We start from the raw sequence: 23521 nt of genomic DNA, 5'->3' as shown, positions 1-23521 counted from the left end.
CGAGTCTAATGTTCCGCCGGGGAGGGCGATGGCCGGGTTCCCGTCGTACCCGGTCCCTCACGCCCCGTACCTCACGCGTACGGCCGTAGGACATCCTGCACCCGCGTCCCGTACGAAACGTCCCCGGGGGTCCGGAAGTGCCCGGACCTCTCCGGGCGCGGAAGTGCCCGGCACCGCGGTGGGTGCCGGGCACTTCCCGGAAGGGGCTGTCGAGCCGCTAGGCCCGGCCGGCCGTCTTCTGGGTCTTGCGGGTGATGGAGTCGATCACCACCGTGGTGAGCAGCACACCCGCGGTGATCATGTACTTGACCGGCTCGGCGATGGACTCCAGCTGGAGACCGTACTGGATCGAGACGATCACCATGACACCGAGGAGCGCGTTCCAGGTGCGGCCCCGGCCGCCGAAGAGGCTGGTACCGCCGATGACGGCCGCGGCGATCGCGTTCATCAGCAGGTCACCGGCGCCGGCGCTCTGGTTCGCCGAGGCGATCTTGGAGGCCAGGAACAGACCGCCCATGGCCGCGAAGCCGCCGGAGATGGCGAAGACCGAGATGCGGATCGCGGTGACGTTGATGCCCGCTCGCCGGGAGGCCTCGACGCTGCCGCCGAGCGCGAAGACCTTGCGGCCGTACGCGGTGCGGCGGAGCAGGAAGTCGGTGGCCACCAGGAACACCAGGAAGATCACCGTGGCCAGCGGCAGGCCCTTGTACTGGTTGTACATGAACGCCGCGGCGAAGGAGACCACCGCGAGCAGCGCCGTGCGCAGGATCAGGTCGCTCATCGGGCGCGACGGGACACCCGCGGCCTCGCGGCGCCGGTTGCCGAGGAAGCCCGTGAGGAAGAACACGGCGGTCACCACGGCGGCGAGACCGTAGGCGGCGGCGATGTCCGAGAAGTGGTACGTGGTCAGCTGGCCGATCAGGCCGTCGCTGTCCAGGTTGATCGTGCCGTTCTCACCCAGCATCTGGAGCATGAAGCCCAGCCAGAAGAGCAGACCGGCCAGGGTGACGGCGAAGGCCGGGGCGCCGAGCACCGCGAAGAAGAAGCCGTGCAGGGCGCCGATGACGGCACCGGCCGCGATCGCCATGAGGACGGCGAGCCACTCGGGCATGCCCTGGTTGACCGCGAGGACGGCGGCGATGGCGCTGGACGCGCCGCTGACCGAGCCGACCGACAGGTCGATCTCGCCGAGCAGCAGCACGAAGACGATGCCGACGGAGATCATGCCCGTGCCGACCATCGTGATGGTGATGTTGCTCAGGTTCTCCGCGGAGAGGAACGCCGAGTTCAGGCTCTGGAAGACGACACAGATGATGATCAGGCCGACGATGACCGGGAGGGAGCCCAGTTCACCGGCGCGCATCTTGCGCTTGAACTCCCCGATGTAGCCCGCGAGGCCCTGCTCGCGGACGAGGAGGCGGGGGTCGACGGCGGTGACCGCGGCGGCCGCGGCCTCGGGGTTCTCGACGGCGGGCGCGTCCTGCTTCGCCGCGCTCGTCTTCTCCACCTTCGTCTTCTGCACGTTTGCAGAGGTCTTGTCGGTGCTCACTTCTTGACCTCCGCGTTCGTGCGCGCCGCACGCCGGGTCACGGCGTTGTCGGTGGCGCCGGTGATGGCGGAGATGATCTCCTCCTGCGAGGTCGTCTTGACCTCGAAGACGCCGTTGTTGCGGCCGAGGCGCAGCACCGCCACCTTGTCGGCGACGGCCTTGACGTCGGCCATGTTGTGGCTGATGAGGATGACCGCGTGGCCGCGCTCGCGCAGCCGCTCGACCAGGTCGAGGACCTGGGCGGTCTGCTCCACGCCGAGGGCCGCGGTGGGCTCGTCGAGGATGACCAGCTTGGGCTCGCCGAGCATGGAGCGGGCGATGGCCACGGTCTGGCGCTGGCCGCCGGAGAGCGAGGCGATCGGGATGCGGACGCTCGGGATGCGGATCGACAGCGTGGTGAGCAGGTCGCGGGCGCGCCGCTCCATCTCGACCTCGTCGAGGACGCCGAACTTCTTCAGCTCGCGGCCGAGGAAGAGGTTGCCGACGACGTCGATGTTGTCGCAGAGCGCGAGGTCCTGGTAGACCGTCGCGATGCCCAGGTTCTGGGCGTCCTGCGGCTTGCCGACCGAAACGGCCTTGCCTTCCCACTCGATGACGCCCTCATCGATGGGGTGCACGCCGGCGATCGTCTTGACCAGCGTGGACTTTCCGGCGCCGTTGTCGCCGACCAGGGCGACCACCTCACCGGCGTGGACCTCAAGCGTGACATCGGTGAGCGCCTGAACGGCACCGAACCGCTTGGAGACCCCGCGCAACGCCAGCACGGGCGTAGCGGACACGTGAACCATCTCCTTCGCCGCCTGACCCGGCGGGAGGTTGTGCAGAAAGATTGGGGGGTAGTTCCGTCCGGCGCCCCGCACGAGCTTGCGGGGCTGGTGAACGCGGAGCGCCGGAGGAGCGTGGTGGCGGACGGGGGGCCCGGGTCATGGGGCCGGTCCGCGGGGGCCGGATCGTGTACGGGGGTTCACCGTTCCCCGGGGGAACGGGTGAGACCGGTGAACGCGAAGTCCCGTACTACCGGGGCGACTTGATGCCGCTTACTGCTCGCTGCCTACTACTTGATGCCGAGCTTGTCGCAGGCCGACTTGTACTTGTCGGTGCAGATCTCGGCGGCCGTGTAGATGCCGTCCTTGATGACGGTGTCGTTGATGTTCTCCTGGGTCAGCGAGACGACCGGGACGAGCACCGACGGGACGTCCTTGGCGCTGTCGCTGGAGACCTTGTCCTTGGCGATGGAGCCGAGGTCCTCACCCTTGGCGAGCGCGACGGCCATCTCGGCGGCCACCGCCGCCTCCTGCGGGTAGGACTTGTAGACGCTCATGTACTGCTCACCGGTGATGATGCGCTGCACACCCGCGAGTTCGGCGTCCTGGCCGGTGACCGGGATGTCGTCGATGCCGGCGGCCTTCAGGGCGGTGATGATGCCGCCCGCCATGCCGTCGTTGGCGGAGTAGACACCGGCGATCTTGCCCTTGCCGAGCGCCGAGATCGCCGCCTCCATGTTGGCGTTGGCGTTGTCCGGCGACCACTCCTTGGTGTCGAACTCCTTGCCGATCTTCACCTTGCCGTCGAGGACGGAGTGGGCGCCGTCCTTGAACTGCTTGGCGTTCGGGTCGGTGATCGAGCCGTTCATCATGACGATCTGGCTGTCCTCGGCCTTGCCGCCCAGGGCCTTCAGCAGGGCCTCACCCTGGGTGCGGCCGACCTCCTCGTTGTCGAACGAGGTGTAGGCGCTGATCGGGCCCTCCGCGAGGCGGTCGTAGGCGACGACCGGAATGCCCTGGTCCTTGGCCTTCTGGACCGAGTTCTTGATGGCCTTGGCGTCCACCGCGTCCACGACGAGCACGTCCACCTTGTTGGTGATCATCGTGTCGACCTGCTGGCTCTGCAGGTTGGCGTCCTGCCGGGCGTTGTTGTACAGGACTTCGGCCTTGTTGTTCGTCAGCTCCTTGATCTTCGCTTCGAAGAGGGGCTTGTCGAACTTCTCGTACCGCGCGGTCTTGTTCTCCGGCAGCAGCAGGCCGACCTTGATGTTGTCGCCCTTGGCCGAGGCGCCGGCGCTCTCGCTCTTGCCGCCGTCCGCCTCTTCGGCGCTGCCACAGGCGGCGAGCGAGACGGCCATCGCGGCGGTGGCAACGGCAACGGCGGCACGACGCATACGTGCGTTCACTTGAGAAACCTCCCTGACGAGGCCGCGTCGTTGCGGCCGAGGTGGCTGGAAGTCAACTCGGCCGTACGTGCGACGTCAAGAAGTAAATCCTTAACGAGATGGCAACGGTGCCATCCGTTCTCTAAGTGAAGGCAGGGGTGGCTGCGGGCAGCGTGCCGTCCAAAAGGGTCGAATCCCCCATCTCGCTGAGCGCCAGCGCAAGGGCTCCGAGCACCTCGGCACGGCCCCCGAGCGCCCCCGGGAGCACCGACAGATGGCGGGCGGCGCTGGGGATGGCGTACCTGCTCACGGACTCCCTGATGGGCCCGAGGACCAGCTCACCGGCCTCGGCGAGATCGCCGCCGAGCACCACCCGGCTGGGGTTCAGCAGGTTGCAGAGGTTGGCCACACCGCTGCCGATGTGGCGGCCGACGTCGGCGATCACCCGACGGCAGCCGGGGTCGCCCTCCCGCCCCAGCCTGACGACGCCCTCCATGGTCAGCTCGGTGCCGTGACTCGGCTGGAGGAGCGGCAGGACGTACCGCGCGGCCGTGAACGTCTCCAGGCAGCCGCGGTTTCCGCAGCGGCAGACCGGACCCGACTCGTCCAGGGTGATGTGACCGATCTCTCCCGCCGTGCCGCCGGGCCCCCGGTAGATCTTCCCGGCGATCACCAGTCCGGCGCCGACACCGCTCGCGACCTTGATGTACGCGAGGTCCTTGACCCCACGGCCGCTCCCCCAGACCAGCTCGCCGAGGGCGCCGAGGTTGGCGTCGTTGTCCACGTGCACCGGCACGCCGAGCCGCTCCCGCAGCTCCTCGGCGGGCTTGGCGCCGGTCCAGCCCGGCAGGATCGAGGTCGATCCCAGGGTGCCGGACTCCACGTCGATCGGGCCGGGCACGCCGAGACCCACGCCCGCGATCTTGGCTCGGTCCACGCCGGTGGCCGCGAGAAGCCGGTTGACCAGCTGTTCGGCCCGGTCGAAGCCCTGCGCCGAGGAGGCGTCCACGTCCAGCGGCTCGGACTCCTCGGCCAGCACCTGGTGGGCGAGATTCCCGACCGCGACGCGCAAATGCGTGTGGCCGAAGTCGACGCCGATCACGATGCCGGCGTCCCCGCTCAGCGAGACGGCGCGGGCCCGGCGGCCGCCCGCCGAGGTGGGCGTGACCTCGACCGTTCCGCCGTCCTTCAGCTCGCGCACGATGTTGGAGACCGTCGCCGCGGACAGGCCCGTCGTCCTCGCGATCTCCGCCTGCGTGAGCGAACCGGCCAGGCGTACGGCTCGTACGACCCGCTCCAGGTTGGCTCGGTGCAGCGACGACTGCGACCCCGGAGTCTCCACGACGACCTCCCGCGCCCGAGGCCGCATCGACGAGGCCCCGTGTATGTCCAACTAGTGAACTCTAAGCTGAGCCGTTCGGGTTGCCTCCCGTCAAGAGGTTGAACCGCATCCAAGTGGGCGCACGGGGGGACGGCGCACGGTGGGACGGCATACGTACGCAGCCCCGGCGCCTGCCGGGGCTGCGTGAGAAGGGGGCGGACCGACGGGTAGGGAAGGCGGCCTCCCGGCGGCCCCTACTTCAGCGCCCCCGCCGTCAGCCCCGCCACCACCTGCCGCTGGAAGACGATGTACGCGGCCAGCACCGGCAGCATCGCCATCACCAGGCCCGCGAACAGGCCGGACCAGTCACCCTTGTAGCCCTGGCTGACCGCCAGCTGGACCAGCCCCTGCGTGAGGACCTTCTTGTCCGGGTCGGTGTTGAGCACCGTGGGCAGCATGTACTGGTTCCACTGGCCCAGGAAGTTGAAGATGCCCACGCTGATCAGGCCCGGCTTGGCCATCGGCAGCATGATCTGGAAGAACGTCCGGGTGTGCGAGGCACCGTCCACGAACGCCGCCTCCGCGATCGAGGTCGGCAGGGTCCGGAAGAAGGCCGTGAGGAAGAACACCGTGAACGGCAGCGAATAGGCGATGTAGACCAGGATCAGGCCGTGGATGGTGTTCAGCAGGCCCATGTTGTTGACGACGAAGAACAGCGGGACCAGCGCGAGCATGATCGGGAAGCTCATGCCGCCGATGAACAGGAAGTAGATGAAGCGGTTGCCCGGGAAGTCGAACCGGGCCAGCACGTACGCCGCCATCGAGCCGAGCACCAGCGTGCCGACGAGCGAGCCGCCCACCACGAGGACAGTGTTGAAGAAGTAGTCGCCCATGTGGGCCTGGGTCCAGGCCCGCGACCAGTTCTCGAAGTGCAGCCTGTCGGGCAGCGACCACGGCGAGCTGAAGATGGAGCGGTCGTCCTTGAAGGACGTCATCACCGCCCACAGCAGCGGCATGACCACCATGATCGCCCAGATGACCAGGACGCCGTGCGAGAAGACGTTGAGGACGGCGCCCTCCTTCTTCTCCTTCGGCGGCGGGCCGGCGGGGGCGTCCACCTTGCTGATGGTCGCACCGGACTCGGCCGGCATGGGCGCGGGGGTTTCGGTCGTCGTCATCGTTCAGTACTCCAGCCGCTCGCGCCGGCCCAGCTTCATCACGAGGGCCGCGAAGGCCAGCGTGACGACGAGCAGGGCGACGCCGATGGTGGTGGCGTAGGCGGCCTGACCGTCGCGGAAGGCCTTCTGGTACACGTACAGGACCATCACGGTGGTCGAGTAGTCGGGGCCGCCGGGCCCGGTCGTCATGATCTGCACGACTGCGAACGACTCGGCGCCCAGGGCGAGGATGCCCATGTAGACCCAGCCCGACTGCACGGTGTCCCACAGCAGCGGCAGGGTGACCTTGAAGAACGTGGTGGCGCGGCCCGCGCCGTCCAGCAGCGCGGCCTCGTACAGATCCGCCGGGATGGAGGCCATACCGGCGGAGAAGAGGACCACGAAGAAGCCGACCGTCGACCAGACGATCACCGCCATCACGCACCACAGCGCCAGGTTCGGGTCGCCCAGCCACAGCGGCTGCACGCCGTCGAGGCCGACGGCGCGCAGCAGGGAGTTGATCGCTCCGCTGTCCGGGTTGTACGCGAAGGCGAACAGCAGGGCGACGATCGCGATGGACAGCACCTGCGGGAAGAAGTAGACGATCTTGTAGAAGGAGGAGCCGCGGACACCGCTGATCACGGGACCGCCCCGGCGGCGCCTGCCGCCGACATTGAGCATGAAGGCGAAGAACAGCGCCAGACCGAGCGTCACCAGCGGCACCAGCACCGCGAACAGCACGCTGTGCTGCAGCGACTTCCAGAAGACGTCGTCATCGAGCAACCGCTCGTAGTTGCTGAAGCCGATCATCGAGAACTCGGGACTCAGGCCGGTCCAGTCGGTGAACGAGTAGTAGATCGACTGGATGAACGGCCAGATGACGAAGAGCGCGTACAGCCCCAGGGGAACCGCCAGGAACCCCACGATGAACCGGTACTTGCCGTGCTGCATTGCTACCGACCCCGATCTGCGCGCGGGCGGCGCCGCCAGGGCCTGTCCGGCGGGAGGGGAAGTACGGGGGTGCGCCGGGCAGGCCCTGAAGGCACGGCCTCAGTGGTGCGTGCTCACGCGTACGTGCTCACGCGTGCGGTGCTCACGTGCTTGCTCACGTGCATGCTCACTGGTGCTTGTAGTGCTTGATCGAATCGTCCTTGGCGGCCTCGTCCGCGAAGCCCTGGATCTTCTTGATGGCCTCGGCGGGGGTGATGCGGCCGGCCATCATCTCGCCGAGTCCGGCCACCCCGATCTTCTCCTTCTGGAGCGCGACGTACCAGTCCTGGATGCGCGGGTTCACCACGTTGTCCCCGGCCTTGTCCAGCGCCGCGACACCGGACTCCAGGCCCGGGGTGAGCGTGATGCCGTCGGTGCCGCCGTTGTACGCGGTCAGTGACTTGACCTTGCCGGTGAAGTTCTTCGAGGACGCCTCGCTCAGCATGATGCGCAGCTGCTCCATGCCGCCCGCGCCGTTCTTCGCCTTGGCCGGGACGATGAAGGGCTCGCCGCCGGAGGCCCAGATGGTGCCGAAGGGCAGCTTGTCGGAGCCGTCCAGGCCGGAGGGCGCGGAGACGGCGAGGGCGAAGTCGTCCGGGATGACCTTCGCCGACTCGTTCTCCACCCAGGAGCCGTTGGGGAGGAACAGCGCCTTGCCCTCGGCCCAGGCGGTCTGCGACTGGATGTGGTCCAGGCCCGGGGTCCCCTGGAGGACGTAGCCCTTCTGCTGGAGCTCGTAGTAGGCCTCGAAGCATGCCTTGACCGCCGGGTGCTTCCAGGCGTTCGGCTCCAGGTTGTCGATGGCGTCGAGGACCTCCCGGCCACCGACCTTGGCGATCATCGGGTAGAGCGAGAAGGGGATGTAGTACGGGTACTTGCCCGCGTACGTCCAGCCCGCCATGCCCTTCTTCTTCGCCTTCGCACAGACCGCGAGCATCTGGTCCCAGGTCTCGGGGTACTGCTCGTCGAGCGAGTCCAGGGCCTTCTGCGAGTACCAGACGCCGTAGACCGTGTAGGCGTAGTACAGGATCCAGACCTTGTCGCCGTCGAACTGGCCCATCTCCACGATGCCGGGGCGCAGCGTGTCGCGGACCTTCTTGTTCGGATCGTCGTACGAGGGCGCGTCCAGCAGCGGGGTGAGGTCGGCGAGCTGGTCCTTGCCGACCAGGACGCCCATGTCCATCTGCTCGGCGCCGGAGTTGTCGATCAGGTCGGGCGGGGTGCCCTGGTTGAAGCGCGGCTGCAGGGTGGACTGGATCTTCTGGGTGGCGGAGAACTTCACCGTCGCGTCGGGGAAGTTCTTCTCGTAGACCTTCACGGCGTCCTCGGCGTACTCCTTGCCGAAGCCGCCGTCGAACAGGACGAACTCCAGCTGGGCGCTGTCGTTGACGGCGAGGGGGTTCTTCGCGGTCTTCTTGCCCGCCTTCGCCTTCCCCTCGTCGTCACCGCCCCCGCCGCTGGCGCAGGCGGACAGGAAGCCCATGGTGGGGACGGAGATCAGGCCCAGCGCCGCGGAGCGCTTGATCAGATCACGGCGGCCGACACCCAGGGCGCCGTGGCGGTCGGCGCCGTCGTGTGCTGCGGTAGAGGATCCCATGCTCAAGTCCTCGCCTTCTCCAGGACTCAGGCGGTGAACCGGATCCTTGCCGGCACCGCGGTCGGTTCTAGCTGGGTCGTGCGGTGAGCGTGCGTGAGCGTGCTGGAGGGATTCAACCGGGGCGGAGGGACGGACGGTGTACGTGACACGTCCGCAGCCGCCCGGGATTTTCTTCCCCGGACCGTGCCTGTCCACAGCCGTCGGACGACTAGGCGGACGCGACAGGTATAGTCCACTTCCCGCCAGCGGATCAACATCGAATGCAAGGTTGACCGTGGGTCTTTTCCGAGTTGAGACCTCGCGGAAATATGAGCGGGGCACACCCCGTACGAACGAAGATCGACGCCGCTCCGTCCCTGTTCGGCGTGGGTTCTACGGTACGGATCACGCCACGAAGGCCCCGGATGCCTCACTCAACACCCTTGACAGCACCTGCCACTTCAACCCCTACTGGTGCTTGCGCAGCAACTTGACAACGTTGTCCATTTCTGATCGCCGACGATCAGAAGCAGGGAGGGTGCTCGCGCATGCGGCACAGATGGGGTTCCACGGCGGCGCTCGGCGCGGCCGCGTTCGCACTGGTGCTGGCCTCGCAGGGAGCGGCGGTGGCGCTGCCGGCCCGGGCACCGGCGGCGGACCGGGAGTTCGGCTCCTCCTTCGAGGCGGACGATCCCGCACCGGACTGGCTCAACACCGTCGACACCGCACCCGACGGCTCCGAGCGGGCCTCCGGCGTCGACGGCGGCTACAGCAGCGGCATCCCCGGCAATGTGACCGACCACGTCACGGACGTCCGGGCCAGCGGCGAGAACTCGGGCGCGGGCGAGGTGAAGGAGAACCTCGTCGACGGCGAGCCGAGCAGCAAGTGGCTGACGTTCGCGCCCACCGGCTGGGCGGAGTTCGACCTCGACGCACCGGCCGAGGTGGTGACGTACGCGCTGACCTCGGCCAACGACCACGCCGAGCGCGACCCGAGGGACTGGGTACTCAAGGGCTCGACGGACGGCGAGACCTGGACGGCCCTCGACACCCGCACCGGCGAGACGTTCCCCGAGCGTTTCCAGACGAAGACGTACGACCTGGCCGCGCCCGCCGGATACCGGCACTTCCGCCTGGAGGTGACGAGGAACAACGGCGCGTCCGACGCCACCCAGCTCGCCGACGTGCAGTTCTCCACGGGTGGCGACGGAAACGAACCGGTCCCCCAGGACATGCTCTCGCTCGTCGACCGCGGACCGGCCGGCTCGCCCACGGCCAAGGCGGGCGCGGGCTTCACCGGCAAGCGGGCGCTGCGCTACGCGGGCCGCCACACGGCGGACGACCGGGCGTACTCGTACAACAAGGTCTTCGACGTGAACGTCGCCGTGGACCGGAACACCGAGCTCTCCTACCGGATCTTCCCGCAGATGGCTGACGGCGACCTGGACTACGACGCCACCAACGTGTCGGTGGACCTGGCCTTCACGGACGGCACGTACCTGAGCGACCTCCGCGCCACCGACCAGCACGGTTTCGCGCTGACACCGCAGGGGCAGGGCGCGGCCAAGGTGCTGTACGTCAACCAGTGGAACAACGTCGAGTCCCGGATCGGCTCGGTCGCGGCCGGCAAGACGGTCGACCGCGTCCTGGTGGCGTACGACTCACCGAAGGGACCGGCGAAGTTCCGCGGCTGGATCGACGACGTGGCGCTGCGCGTGGCGGCGCCCGAGAAACCGAAGGCCCACCTGTCGGACTACGCGCTCACGACCCGCGGCACCAACTCCACCGGCGGCTTCTCGCGCGGCAACAACATACCGGCCACCGCCGTACCCCACGGCTTCAACTTCTGGACGCCGGTCACCAACGCCGGCTCCCTCAGCTGGCTGTACGACTACGCCCGCGCCAACAACACGGACAACCTCCCCACCATCCAGGCCTTCAGCGCCAGCCACGAGCCGAGTCCCTGGATGGGCGACCGGCAGACCTTCCAGGTGATGCCGTCGGCCGCGTCCGGCACCCCGGCCACCGGCCGCACCGCCCGGGCACTCGCCTTCCGCCACGAGAACGAGACGGCGCGCCCGTACTACTACGGGGTGCGCTTCGAGAACGGCGTCAAGGCCGAGATGACGCCGACCGACCACGCGGCGGTGCTCCGCTTCACCTACCCCGGCGACGACGCGAGCGTCCTCTTCGACAACGTCACGGACCAGGCGGGCCTGACGCTGGATGAGGAGAACGGCACCTTCACCGGCTACTCGGACGTGAAGTCCGGCCTGTCGACGGGCGCGACCCGGCTGTTCGTGTACGGCGAGTTCGACGCACCGGTCACGGACGGGGCCTCGTCGGGCGTCAAGGGCCACCTGCGCTTCGACGCGGGCGACGACCGCACGGTCACCCTGCGCCTCGCCACCTCCCTCATCAGCGTGGACCAGGCGAAGGACAACCTGCGCCAGGAGGTCCCGGACGGCACGTCGTTCGAGTCGGTGAAGCAGCGGGCGCAGCGCCAGTGGGACGAGCTCCTCGGCAAGGTCGAGGTGGAGGGCGCGACCCCGGACCAGCTGACGACCCTCTACTCGGGCCTGTACCGGCTGTATCTGTACCCGAACTCCGGCTTCGAGAAGGTCGACGGTCAGTACAAGTACGCGTCCCCGTTCTCGCGGATGGAGACCCAGGACACCCCGACGCACACCGGCGCGAAGATCGTCGACGGCAAGGTGTACGTGAACAACGGCTTCTGGGACACGTACCGCACCACCTGGCCGGCGTACTCCTTCCTGACCCCGAAGAAGGCCGGTGAACTGGTCGACGGGTTCGTGCAGCAGTACAAGGACGGCGGCTGGACCTCCCGCTGGTCCTCCCCCGGCTACGCCGACCTGATGACGGGCACCTCCTCGGACGTGGCGTTCGCGGACGCGTACGTGAAGGGGGTCGGCTTCGACGCGAAGGCCGCGTACGAGGCGGCCCTGAAGAACGCGACGGTGGTCCCGCCGTCCTCCGGCGTGGGCCGCAAGGGCATGACCACCTCGCCCTTCCTCGGCTACACGAGCACCGAGACCCACGAGGGCCTGTCGTGGGCGCTGGAGGGCTTCCTCAACGACTACGGCATCGCGCGCATGGGCCGGGCCCTGTACGAGAAGACCGGCGAGAAGCGCTACAAGGAGGAGTCCGACTACTTCCTCGACCGCGCCCAGGACTACGTGAACCTCTTCGACAAGGAGGCGGGCTTCTTCCAGGGCCGGAACGCCAAGGGCGACTGGCGGGTCGAGTCCTCGCAGTACGACCCGCGCGTGTGGGGCTACGACTACACGGAGACCAACGGCTGGGGCTACGCCTTCACCGCCCCGCAGGACAGCCGGGGCCTGGCCAACCTGTACGGCGGCCGCGACGGCCTCGCCGAGAAGCTGGACGAGTACTTCGCCACGCCCGAGACCGCGTCTCCCGAGTTCAAGGGCTCCTACGGCGGTGTCATCCACGAGATGACCGAGGCCCGCGACGTACGGATGGGCATGTACGGCCACTCCAACCAGGTCGCCCACCACGCGCTCTACATGTACGACGCGGCCGGGCAGCCGTGGAAGGCGCAGGAGAAGGTCCGCGAGGTGCTCTCCCGCCTCTACACCGGCAGCGAGATCGGCCAGGGCTACCACGGCGACGAGGACAACGGCGAGCAGTCGGCCTGGTACCTGTTCTCCGCGCTCGGCTTCTACCCGCTGGTGATGGGCAGCGGCGAGTACGCGATCGGCTCCCCGCTCTTCAAGAAGGCGACGGTCCACCTGGAGAACGGCCGGGACCTGGTGGTCAAGGCCCCGAAGAACAGCGCGAAGAACATCTATGTTCAGGGCTTGAAGGTCAACGGCAAGAAGTGGACGTCGACCGCGCTGCCGCACGCGGTGGTCGCGCGCGGCGGGGTCCTGGAGTTCGACATGGGCCCGAAGCCGTCGTCGTGGGGCACGGGCAAGAAGGCGGCGCCCGTCTCGATCACGCGGGACGACGAGGTGCCGACGCCCCGCTCGGACGCGCTGAGGGCCGAGGGCGCCCTGTTCGACAACACCTCGGCGACCGACGCGACCGTCACGTCGTCCGTCGACCTCCCGGTCTCCGAGCGGACCGAGGCGGTCCAGTACACGCTGACGTCGTCGGCGGACAGGACGAAGGCTCCGGCCGGGTGGGCGCTCCAGGGCTCGAAGGACGGCGCGTCCTGGAAGACGCTGGACGAACGCTCGGGCGAGTCCTTCACCTGGGACCGGCAGACGCGTGCGTTCTCGGTCGCCAAGCCGGGCGCGTACCAGTACTACCGGCTGGTGCTGTCGGGTGAGGGGACGCTGGCGGAGGTGGAGCTGCTGAGCTGATCGCATCTCTGGGTGCCGCGCCCCGGTTCTTCGGCTCACCGTCGCCGAGGAGCCGGGGCGCTGCCGTCGACGTCCACGGCAGCGGTTCGTGACAGTGGCGACAGCACGGCGTCGGCGTGCCTAGAATCCACGGCAGCACCGCGTGCCGGTCACCGACCGGGTGAGGCATGGAGGTGCGGGACATGCCCGTGGAGGCATTCCTTGTCAGTACAGCTCAATCACACGATCGTCCACGCCCGGGACAACCGGGAGTCCGCCGAGTTCTTCGCGGACCTGCTGGGACTCGGAGTCGGCCCTGAGTGGGGCCCGTTCATCCCCGTCGACCTCGCGGGCGGCGTCACCCTGGACTTCGCCGCCATTCCCGAGGACAGGATCACACCACAGCACTACGCGTTCCTGGTCTCGGAGGCGGAGTTCGACGCGGCGTACGAGAAGATCCGGCAGCGCGGCCTCGACCACTGGGCCGACCCGCACCAGAAGCAGCCCGGTGAGATCAACCGCAACGACGGCGGCAAGGGTGTGTACTTCCTGGATCCGGCGGGGCACGCCATGGAGCTGATCACTGTGCCGTACGGCGGGTTTCCGGAGGAGCGATGACGACAGAGCCGAAGGGGCGGGCCACCGAGAAGACCTGGATGCTCCCCGCAAGCCGGCTCTCTTCGCCGAGGCAGAGGTGCCCTGCTACTGGCGCGTCGAGCTCGACCGGGACAACCGCCTCGCGGTGCACGAGTACTGGCAGCACGCGGAGACCCGGACGTACATCCCTGCTCCCATGCACCCCGTGCACCACGACAAGCTGAGCACCGAGCTCCCGTTCCCCGTCGAGATCGACCTCACCACACTGCCGAGGTTCTTGACCCGCTGACAGCGTGAGGGCCGCGTCCCGGCGGGAACCCGCCGGGACGCGGCCCTCAGCCGCTTACCGCTACTGCTACCGCTTACTTACGGATCAGCGAGCGCAGCACGTACTGCATGATGCCGCCGTTGCGGTAGTAGTCGGCCTCACCGGGGGTGTCGATGCGGACGATCGCGTCGAACTCGACGCCCGTGTCGGTGGTGACCTTGACCGTGCTCGGGGTCGTGCCGTTGTTCAGCTCGGTCACGCCCGTGATCGAGAAGGTCTCCTCGCCGGTCAGGCCGAGCGAGTCGGCCGACTGGCCCTCCGGGAACTGCAGCGGCAGGACGCCCATGCCGATGAGGTTCGAGCGGTGGATGCGCTCGTACGACTCGGTGATGACGGCCTTGACGCCGAGCAGCGCGGTGCCCTTGGCCGCCCAGTCACGGGACGAACCCGAGCCGTACTCCTTGCCGCCCAGGATGACCAGCGGGATGCCCTGCTCGATGTAGTTGCGCGAGGCGTCGTAGATGAACGAGACCGGCGCGTCGGCCTGCGTGAAGTCACGCGTGTAGCCGCCCTCGGTGCCCGGCGCGATCTGGTTGCGCAGGCGGATGTTGGCGAACGTACCGCGGATCATGACCTCGTGGTTGCCGCGGCGCGAGCCGTAGCTGTTGAAGTCGCGGCGCTCGACACCGTGCTCGGTGAGGTACTTGCCGGCCGGGGTGTCGGCCTTGATCGCACCGGCGGGCGAGATGTGGTCCGTCGTCACCGAGTCGCCCAGCTTGGCGAGCACGCGGGCGCCCGCGATGTCCTCGACCGGGGCCGGCTCCATCTGCATGCCCTCGAAGTACGGGGGCTTGCGGACGTAGGTCGACTCGGCGTCCCACTCGAAGGTGTTGCCGGTCGGGATGGAGAGGGACTGCCACTGGGCGTCACCGGCGAAGACGTCGGAGTAGGACTTGGAGAACATGTCCTCGCCGATGGCGTTCGCCACGACGTCGTTGACCTCGGCCTCGGACGGCCAGATGTCCTTCAGGAAGACCGGGTTGCCGTCCTGGTCGGTGCCCAGGGCGTCCTTGGTGATGTCCACCTTCATGGAGCCCGCGATGGCGTACGCGACGACCAGAGGCGGGGACGCCAGGTAGTTCATCTTGACGTCGGGGTTGATACGGCCCTCGAAGTTCCGGTTGCCGGAGAGGACCGAGGTGACCGCGAGGTCGTGGTCGTTGACGGCCTTGGAGACCTCGTCCGGCAGCGGGCCGGAGTTGCCGATGCAGGTGGTGCAGCCGTAGCCGACGAGGTTGAAGCCGACCTTGTCCAGGTACGGGGTCAGGCCCGCCTTGTCGAAGTAGTCGGTGACGACCTTCGAACCCGGGGCGAGGGTGGTCTTGACCCACGGCTTGCGGGTCAGGCCCTTCTCGACCGCCTTCTTGGCCACCAGCGCGGCGGCGACCATGACGTACGGGTTGGAGGTGTTGGTGCAGGAGGTGATCGCCGCGACGGTGACCGCGCCGTGGTCCAGCGTGTAGGTCGAGCCGTCGGGGGCGGTGACGGTGACCGGGTTGGACGGGACGCTGCCGTTCGGGATCGTCGACGGGGCGTCGGAGCCGGGGAAGGACTCCTTGCTGGCCTCGTACTCGTCGAGGGTGACGTAGTTGCGGACGTCCTCGGCGAACTGCTCGGCGGCGTTCGCGAGGACGATGCGGTCCTGCGGGCGCTTCGGGCCGGCGATCGACGGGACGACCGTGGACAGGTCCAGCTCGAGCTTCTCGGAGAAGTCGGGCTCGGCGGCCGGGTCGAGCCAGAGGCCCTGCTCCTTGGCGTACGCCTCGACCAGCGCGACCTGCTGCTCGGAGCGGCCGGTGAGCTTGAGGTAGTTCAGGGTCTCGCCGTCGATCGGGAAGATCGCGGCGGTGGAGCCGAACTCCGGCGACATGTTGCCGATGGTGGCGCGGTTGGCGAGGGAGGTGGCGGCGACGCCCTCACCGTAGAACTCGACGAACTTGCCGACGACACCGTGCTTGCGGAGCATCTCGGTGATGGTCAGCACCAGGTCGGTGGCGGTCGTGCCCGGCTTGAGCTCACCAGTCAGCTTGAAGCCGACGACGCGCGGGATGAGCATGGAGACCGGCTGGCCGAGCATCGCGGCCTCGGCCTCGATGCCGCCGACGCCCCAGCCGAGGACGCCGAGGCCGTTGACCATGGTGGTGTGCGAGTCGGTGCCGACGAGGGTGTCGGGGTACGCCTGGCCGTTGCGGACCATGACCGTACGGGCCAGGTGCTCGATGTTCACCTGGTGGACGATGCCGGTGCCCGGCGGGACGACCTTGAAGTCGTCGAAGGCGGTCTGACCCCAGCGCAGGAACTGGTAGCGCTCCTTGTTGCGGCCGTACTCCAGGTCGACGTTCTGCTTGAAGGCGTCGTTGGTGCCGAACTTGTCGGCGATGACGGAGTGGTCGATGACCATCTCGGCCGGGGAGAGCGGGTTGATCTTGTTCGGGTCGCCGCCCAGCTCCTTCACGGCCTCACGCATGGTGGCGAGGTCCACGACACAGGGCACACCGGTGAAGTCCTGCATGATCACGCGGGCCGGCGTGAACTGGATCTCCTGCGACGGCTGGGCCTGGGAGTCCCAGTTGCCGAGGGCACGGATGTGGTCGGCGGTGATGTTCGCGCCGTCCTCGGTACGGAGCAGGTTCTCCAGCAGGACCTTGAGGCTGTACGGAAGGCGGGCCGAGCCCTCCACCTTGTCCAGCCGGAAGATCTCGTACGACTCGTCGCCCACCTGCAGCGTGCTGCGGGCGTCGAAGCTGTTCGCCGACACGACAGTCTCCTTCTTTTTGTGCGCGTTCCACCGCATCCTGCCGCCACGCTGTCTCGACGATCCGCTAAGGTAAGGCTAAGTTAGGTAACCCTTACCGCCGACTCGACGACGGCCTGCGGCTGCGGTGCGCCTCGGCAGATATCTCGATGTCGAGATAACTCTAGTACATGGGGGCGGACTGGTCATGCCCCGCCCCGGTGTGCCCTGTCATCCAGTCGAGGCGTTTGACAGCGAACGCAGTCGTTTCGGCTTCCTTGCCAGCGAACCTAGTCGTAAGAGGTGACGCGCTGGGGGCACTGGTGGCCGTACCGGTCGGGGCAGAGTGCGCCGAGCCGTACATCGAGCTGTCGTACGTGGACGCTGTACGAGAGCGTCGGCGGCGTCCGCTACTGGACTGCGTGACGGCCCAGTTCGAGGGCGTGGCCGCAGTACGGCCGTTTCGCTGGTCACGTGGTGAGCGTCACTTCTCCGGCTGGTACTGGGCGGCGACGACCGGCCGACACGTCGGTTTCGAATCGTGGCTGGAGCGGGACCGGCTCCTGCTGATGGACTTCGATCCCGAGGTGGTGGGGATCGCCTCGCAGCCGTTCTGGCTGCACTGGCACGACGGCGAGCGTGAGCGTCGGCACGCTCCGGACTACTTCGTGCGCCGCGTGGACGGCTCAGCGGAGGTCGTCGATGTCCGCGCCGATGAACGAGTCGGGCCGAAGGACGCGGAGGCGTTCGAGGTGACCCGCCTGGCCTGCGGCCAGGCGGGATGGGGTTTTGAGCGGGTCGGGGTGCCGGAGGCGGTGCTGCTGGCGAATGTCCGGTGGCTGTCGCGCTACCGGCATCCCCGGTGTCTGCGCGGGTCGGTTCGGGACGGGCTCCGGGAAGCTTTCGCGGCCCCGGTTCCGTTGATGGCCGGCGCGGATGCGGCTGGTGACCGGCTTGAGACGCTCCCCGCCTTGTTCCATCTGCTCTGGCTGCATGAGATGGCCGTCGAAGGGCTGGCGGTCGAGTTGCTGGGGCCGTCCAGCATCGTGCGCCTGGCAGAGGGAGGTGGCCGGTGACGGGGCTCGGGAACGGGCGGCGGGTGCCTCCGACGGCAAGGCTCGCGGAGTTCCCGCGGACCGCTGCCGAAGGTCGTGCCCCGCACGGTGGTGTAACGGGCCGATCTTGCCGCCTGCGGGCACCCCGCCCACCAGCACCGTGGTGAGGTCGGGGCAGCAGAGGTGATCGCTGTTACACCACTCGGTGGGACACCATCCTGCCGAACAGGCCCGCTGGTGGGAGAGGCCCATTCTGGAGGTACTGGACGGCTTGCCGCCGGATGCTTCCGCGGGGACAGTGCCACGGCCGGAGTTCGACCCGGAACAGACCTCGCTGGCTCAACGGGAGCGGGCCAAGGCTGCCGAGCTGACGGCGGCTGGGCACGCGATGACGGCCAGCGGGATCAAGCAGCGGCGCCAGCGCTACCAGCGCGACGGACTCGTCGGCTTGGCCGACGGCCGGTCGGCCAAGCAGATGCCATCATTCGGCCGGGCTGCCCCGGCGGTGGTCGAGGCTATGCAGCAGGCGATCGACGAGACAGCCGAGGCGTCGTCGAAGACGATCGGCTTCGTGGTCTGGCGGGCGACACAGATCCTGGCCTCCCGCGAGGACGCGGAGAACGTCGAGGTTCCCTCGCAGCGCACGCTCTACCGGCTGTTCGACAGGCTGGCTACCGGCACCCACGCGACAGGCTCGGCGATCACGCGCCGTTCGGTTAACGCCCGTCCAGCCGGGCCGTTCGGGGAGGTGCCGGCCTGCGCGCCGGGCGAGTGGATGCAGATCGACTCCACACCGCTGGATGTCCTGGTACGGCTGGACGACGGCATTGCCGAGAAGGTCGAGCTGACCGCCATGATCGACTTGGCGACCAGGTCACTGGCTGCCGCGGTCCTGCGGCCGACCACGAAGGCGGCCGACGCCTCCGCTCTCCTGGCCCGAAGCATCACCCCTGAGACGATGCGTCCTGGCTGGCCGGAAGCTCTTCGCATGTCGAGATCGGTGCTGCCGCACCGGCGGCTGATGGCCCTGGACGAGCGGCTGGAGCACGCGGCTGGAAGGCCCGTGATCGTGCCGGACACGATCGTCTGCGACCACGGCAAGATCTTCATCTCGAACAACTTCCGCGCGTCCTGCCGCTACTTGGGCATCAGCCTCCAGCCGACTCACAAGGCGTCGCCCTTCGAGAAGGGCGCGATCGAGAAAACGCTGGGTTCGGTGGCGACGCTGTTCGCGCAGTTCGTCGCGGGTCACACCGGCAGGTCGGTGGGCCGCCGGGGCCGCGGCCTGGAGCACGGACCACTGTGGTCCCTGCCCGAACTCCAGGGCCTGCTGGACGAGTGGATCGTCATCTGGCAGAACCGCCCACACGACGCACTGCGGGACCCGGACTCACCGAATCGCGCGTGCACGCCGAACGAGAAGTACGCGATGCCACTGGAGTCATGCGGCTACGTTCCGGCCCCGTTCAGCGGCGATGACTACGTCGAGCTGCTGCCCGAACGCTGGCAGGCGATCAACTCCTACGGCATCCGGATCAACGACCGCACCTACGACGACGCCGAGCTGACCCCGTTGCGCCGACAGCACTCCGGGGTGGCGGAGAAAAGGGGGGCTGTGGGAGATCCACTACGACCCCTACGACGTCTCCCGTGTCTGGGTACGTGACCGCCGCAGTGAGCCGGTCCGGTGGATCACGGTGTTCTGGAAGCATCTGCACCGCGTTGGCGTCCCGTTCGGCGAGATGGCCTGGGATCACGCCCGCGATCAGGTCCCGGACGGGACAGAAGAGCAGATCGCCGATGCCGCCGCGGCCCTGCTCCGGCGGGCACACGACGGACCGGCTCAGCGGAAGGGCCGTGCGTCGAAGCGGTCCCGGCGCGTCGCCGCACGGACCCGGGCCACTACCCCTGACCGGCCGGCTCCCGATCCGCCGGCCCCCCAACCCGATCAGGAGGACCCGGCGGACACGGAGACGGCGAAGGTCATCCCGCTGGGCCTGGACGAGGACCGGCTCGACCATCACGCCCGCATGTTGGTGGTCGCCACCTCGTTCGTCGAGAAGACGGTGGTCTGCGGCCGACGGCTGGTCCTGCTCAACCGGCACGCGATCAGCGCCCGCCGCGGCCTGATGGTCTCCGGGCTGCCCGGCACGGGAAAGACCAGTGCCATCACCCAGCTCGGGCTCGCTCACGAACTCCTCGACCGGGCCCGCCACCCGAACGTCACCGACCGTATTCCGGTGCTCTACATCACCGTCCCGCCTGCGGCGACCGCCCGCATGGTCGCGTCCGAGTTCGCACGCTTCCTGGGGTTGCCGGTCCGAGGCAGGTCGAACATGACCGACATCATCGAGGCCGTGGTCGGTGTCTGCACGGACACCCGCACCGGCCTGGTCCTCGTCGACGAGATCCACAACATTTCGCAAGTCACACGGACCGGCGCCGAGGTCTCCGACACCCTGAAGTACTTTTCCGAGCGCATCCCCGCGACGTTCGTCTATGCGGGCATCAACCTCGAAACCAGTGAGCTTCTGGCCGGCACCAGGGGCGCCCAGATCGCGGGCCGCTTCACCCTGGTCCCCACGCGGCCGTTTCCCTACGGCGAGGAGTGGAAGGCCTTGGTCGCGACCCTGGAGAAGACCCTGCTGCTGCACGATCACCCGCCGGGAAGCCTGATCAAGCTGGACCGCTACCTCCACAACCGGGCCGACGGCATGATCGGAGCGTTGTCCCATGCCATCCGGGGGGCCGCGATCGACGCGATCCTGAGCGGCACCGAACGCATGACCAAGGAAGCGATCGACGCGATTCCCCTGGACCACGCTGCGGAGACCACCCGGAAGCCGCTGAAGAAGACGGCCGTGCGATGACCGAAGGACGGCTGGCCCGGCTGCCCGTCCAGGTCGCACCGCGGCTCGGAGAGGAAACCGACTCCTTCATCCGACGTCTCGCCCGCGCCAACCACCTCAAGCCCAGCTACCTGCACGGATACCTCTGCGGCCCGCCGTTCTGGTTCGGTAAGCCCCAACTGGACCGGCTCGCCGATGCCACCGGCCGGTCTCCCCATGCGCTGGAGCGGGCCCTCTCGGACGCCAGCTCGCCCCGAGGCCATGTCAAGCCCAACCCCCGATACCCCGGCAAGAATCCGTTCCCGGACCGCGGCGAACTCTGCTTCCTCATCGCCGATGACGCCCGCGACGGCACCATGACCATCCGCGCGCTCGCCGAGCGCTACCAGATCCCCCGGTGGACAGTCCGGCTCGTGCTGGACACAGCACGGCCAGCCGCTCGCGATGTGAAGTTCCGCAAGGATCCGGTTATGGTCCCCGTCATCCGCCTGGTCGACGACATGCTCGCCCGAGGGGTTCGCGGCAGAGCCATCTGGGCCGAGCTGATGGACGAACACGACTACTCCGTGTCCTACTCGTCCCTGCTCTACTACGTTCACCGCGGCCGTCACATGAAACGCGGACGGCAGCCATGAGAGAGCAAGCACCCCATGCCCCCGGCCGTTTGAACACGCTGCCCATCCAGATCCGGCCCATTGCCGGCGAGGGACCCAAGTCGTTCATCGAACGCCTCGCCGCAGCCAATCACCTCAAGCCCAGACATTTACGCACTTACCTCTGCGAACCTCCCTTCCACCGGGGACGTCCCACATGGGAGCGCTTGGCTGCCGCAAGCGGCCGCGAACCCGCCGACCTGCGAGAGATCCTTGACGCCGCCCAGTGCCCGGAGTGCGGGCGCCCCCTCCCGGCCACCCGAACAGGGCAAAAGAGACGGTGGTACTCGTCAGCCTGTCGGCAGAAGAGCCATCACAGATGGAACTACCAGGAGGACCGGGTGGCCGTCTGCGAAACGTGCGGCAAGAAGATGACCCTCGCGGCACGCGGCCCGACGCCCATGTGGTGTTCACCACTCTGCTCCCAGGCAGCTCGCCGCACACGCAGGCAGAGCGAAACGGAAGTCGCCCGAAAATCCGCATGCGCCGCATACGGCACCCCGCTCACCAAAGCACAGCAGCGAAATCCAACTCGACGCTGATGCTCAAGAAGCTGCAGGAACTGGGCATACACCCAGCGCAAACGACCCGAAGGATTATCCCCTTCACCCCCTCCACCGAGGCTGAAGCAGCCGACGAACTGCACCGTCTGCTCGACTCCCCTCAAGCACAAGGGCAGCGGACCTCGACGCCGGACGTGTTCCACGACCTGCCGCCAGAAAGCACTCCGCCTGCGCAAACAGGCTCCGGTCGACGTCGAGAACAGACCGGCGCAGCAGTCTCCCTCAATCCACAGTCCGTGAGGCGGCTTCCTTGCCAGCGAGCATGTGAATTCGAATCGACTTGCGACGCTGCGCGAGAGATCCTCGACACGGACCACACCGAGGAGACAAGTTGATCACGGAGTACCAGCAGCGGCTACGGGAGCGTTACCTTGCCGCCGCCGTCATGTCAGCCCCGACGCCATGGCAGCCCGTCCTGGACTACAGGACCCCCATCGGCGGCCTGCTCGGCATCGGCTTCGCAGTCCACCCGGACACCGGACACGACCTCGTCATGGTCGTATCCGGCGGCGGCCACGGACTCTTCGATGCGGTCACCGGCGAGAAGATCGCACGCGACCGGGATCCCGATCCCGCCACCAGCACCCCCGACGCACACCCGGACCTCACCTGCCCCGGCCTCGGTCCCCTCGCAGGGACCCCGGTCCGCATCGCCGGCCTCTTCGGCGGCGGTCTGCACAGCACCACCCCGGACGGTTGGACGCTGGACATCGTCAGCCCTGAATGGCCCCACGACCGCGTCATCCTCTCCGCCGACGGCGGAGCAAACAAAGGACCGGCGGGAGGCACCTGGTGGCACGTCTTCCACTCCGAGTACTCGGAGCTGCGCGCTGCCGGTTTTTCCCCGTCCGGTCTCACCTTGGCAGTCGCCACCAGCAGCGACCTCACCCTCTGGACCCGCCCGGAGCTCCATTTCGAGAACTGAGCGGACGCCGGGATGTCAGGCTCGGACATATCGCCATCCAACCTAGTCCACCCAGGTCAGGCAGGCTTCAACGACTAACTTGGATGACAAAGGACACCCGGCGTGGTGTGCTTGCGCGCCTATGGACAGCACCGACGGCCTCGACCGCGCACACCGAGGACTGTGGCCCTCGCTGCGGGCGCACTACGTGACCCTCGACCCCGAGGAGAAGGAGCAGCCGGAGCACCTGGCCACCGTACGGGCGGTGTACCAGCACCCCGTCACCCGCGACGGCTTCCCCTACGTCGGCATCGCGTTCGACTGCCTGCGGGACCCCGAGCGCGGCGTCGGCGCCATCATGCACGGCAACCGGGTCGTCCACCTGGGCGGCGCCGAGGTCGCGGCCGAGGCGGGGATCGCCGAGCGGGACGCCGCGGACCCGCGAACCGGGCTGGACGAGGCACTGATCGGGCACTGGAGCAGCGACCCGTTCGACTACGGCGTGCTGGAGTGCTCCGACCTCGAACTGCGGGCGGACGGCACGGGCTGGAGCAGTGTGTCGAACGCCTTCACGGAGGACGTCGACCGGCTGACCTGGGGATGCCCGGAGCCGGGAGTACTGGAACTGCGGTCGCCGGAGGGGGACGTGATACGGCACCGGTACGTCGTCGGGCCCGCCGTACCGGTGCATTCGGCCGAACCGGTGATGTCGGTCACGTTCGAGGAGCCGGTCGCGTACAGCTATCAGTACGGCAAGTGGGGGTAGCC

The 23521-nt window shown here is 68.1% G+C and carries 17 protein-coding genes; 9 read left to right on the top strand and 8 right to left on the bottom strand.

Annotation, left to right across the window (positions count from 1 at the left end; translation table 11 throughout):
* Positions 1-217 precede the first annotated feature (217 nt).
* The 7 genes from IE242_RS25840 to ngcE all read right to left on the bottom strand — a co-directional run bounded on the left by IE242_RS25840 (position 218) and on the right by ngcE (position 8763).
* Positions 218-1507: a sugar ABC transporter permease gene (locus IE242_RS25840; RefSeq protein ID WP_189863488.1), complete on the bottom strand. Its 1290-nt coding sequence runs from the start codon at positions 1505-1507 to the stop codon at positions 218-220.
* A 38-nt stretch (positions 1508-1545) separates the two neighbouring features.
* Positions 1546-2337, bottom strand: coding sequence for an ATP-binding cassette domain-containing protein (locus IE242_RS25835; protein WP_189863260.1), 792 nt, complete (start codon positions 2335-2337; stop codon positions 1546-1548).
* Between the two features lie 266 nt (positions 2338-2603).
* Entirely contained in the window at positions 2604-3707 is a 1104-nt protein-coding gene (locus IE242_RS25830; protein WP_189863486.1) for a substrate-binding domain-containing protein, read from the bottom strand.
* Between the two features lie 133 nt (positions 3708-3840).
* Positions 3841-5040 carry an ROK family transcriptional regulator gene (locus IE242_RS25825; RefSeq protein ID WP_189863258.1) on the bottom strand — a complete coding sequence of 400 codons (1200 nt, stop codon included), beginning with the start codon at positions 5038-5040 and terminating at the stop codon, positions 3841-3843.
* Between the two features lie 233 nt (positions 5041-5273).
* Complete coding sequence (locus IE242_RS25820) at positions 5274-6197, bottom strand: carbohydrate ABC transporter permease (RefSeq protein ID WP_189863256.1); 924 nt, start codon at positions 6195-6197, stop codon at positions 5274-5276.
* Positions 6198-6200: 3 nt separating this feature from the next.
* A complete protein-coding gene (locus IE242_RS25815; RefSeq protein WP_189863254.1) occupies positions 6201-7127 on the bottom strand; it encodes a carbohydrate ABC transporter permease in 927 nt (308 codons plus the stop codon).
* A 166-nt stretch (positions 7128-7293) separates the two neighbouring features.
* Positions 7294-8763, bottom strand: coding sequence for an N-acetylglucosamine/diacetylchitobiose ABC transporter substrate-binding protein (ngcE, locus tag IE242_RS25810; RefSeq protein ID WP_189863252.1), 1470 nt, complete (start codon positions 8761-8763; stop codon positions 7294-7296).
* Between the two features lie 527 nt (positions 8764-9290).
* Here ngcE and IE242_RS25805 point away from each other — a divergent pair.
* The 3 genes from IE242_RS25805 (at position 9291) to IE242_RS25795 (ending at position 13956) form a co-directional block, all read left to right on the top strand.
* Positions 9291-13091: a GH92 family glycosyl hydrolase gene (locus IE242_RS25805; RefSeq protein ID WP_189863250.1), complete on the top strand. Its 3801-nt coding sequence runs from the start codon at positions 9291-9293 to the stop codon at positions 13089-13091.
* Positions 13092-13292: 201 nt separating this feature from the next.
* The gene (locus IE242_RS25800) at positions 13293-13688 is read left to right on the top strand and encodes a VOC family protein (RefSeq protein WP_189863248.1); all 396 of its coding nucleotides are present in this window, start codon (positions 13293-13295) and stop codon (positions 13686-13688) included.
* Between the two features lie 76 nt (positions 13689-13764).
* Entirely contained in the window at positions 13765-13956 is a 192-nt protein-coding gene (locus IE242_RS25795; RefSeq protein WP_189863246.1) for a hypothetical protein, read from the top strand.
* A 73-nt stretch (positions 13957-14029) separates the two neighbouring features.
* On the opposite strand, the gene acnA is transcribed toward IE242_RS25795, so the two are convergent.
* On the bottom strand, positions 14030-16753 hold the full coding sequence (gene acnA, locus IE242_RS25790) for an aconitate hydratase AcnA (RefSeq protein ID WP_189863245.1): 2724 nt from the start codon (positions 16751-16753) through the stop codon (positions 14030-14032).
* A gap of 299 nt (positions 16754-17052) precedes the next feature.
* Between acnA and IE242_RS25785 the strand changes: the two genes are divergently transcribed.
* The 6 genes from IE242_RS25785 to IE242_RS25755 all read left to right on the top strand — a co-directional run bounded on the left by IE242_RS25785 (position 17053) and on the right by IE242_RS25755 (position 23519).
* The gene (locus IE242_RS25785) at positions 17053-17805 is read left to right on the top strand and encodes a TnsA-like heteromeric transposase endonuclease subunit (protein ID WP_189863243.1); all 753 of its coding nucleotides are present in this window, start codon (positions 17053-17055) and stop codon (positions 17803-17805) included.
* Between the two features lie 427 nt (positions 17806-18232).
* Complete coding sequence (locus IE242_RS25780; protein ID WP_229859446.1) at positions 18233-19450, top strand: integrase; 1218 nt, start codon at positions 18233-18235, stop codon at positions 19448-19450.
* Positions 19451-19526: 76 nt separating this feature from the next.
* Positions 19527-20654 carry an ATP-binding protein gene (locus IE242_RS25775; RefSeq protein ID WP_229859445.1) on the top strand — a complete coding sequence of 376 codons (1128 nt, stop codon included), beginning with the start codon at positions 19527-19529 and terminating at the stop codon, positions 20652-20654.
* A complete protein-coding gene (locus IE242_RS25770; protein WP_189863242.1) occupies positions 20651-21268 on the top strand; it encodes a hypothetical protein in 618 nt (205 codons plus the stop codon). Before IE242_RS25775 ends, IE242_RS25770 begins: the two co-directional genes overlap by 4 nt.
* A 912-nt stretch (positions 21269-22180) precedes the next feature.
* A complete protein-coding gene (locus tag IE242_RS25760) occupies positions 22181-22774 on the top strand; it encodes a hypothetical protein (RefSeq protein ID WP_189863238.1) in 594 nt (197 codons plus the stop codon).
* Positions 22775-22895: 121 nt separating this feature from the next.
* Positions 22896-23519, top strand: a complete 624-nt coding sequence (locus IE242_RS25755; RefSeq protein WP_189863236.1) for a hypothetical protein — start codon at positions 22896-22898, stop codon at positions 23517-23519.
* Positions 23520-23521 lie beyond the last annotated feature (2 nt).

The sequence above is a fragment of the Streptomyces poonensis genome (assembly GCF_014650915.1).
GTDB lineage: Bacteria > Actinomycetota > Actinomycetes > Streptomycetales > Streptomycetaceae > Streptomyces > Streptomyces poonensis.
Note: the sequence above shows the minus strand (reverse complement) of the source record. Positions and strands in the feature narration are given on the sequence as shown.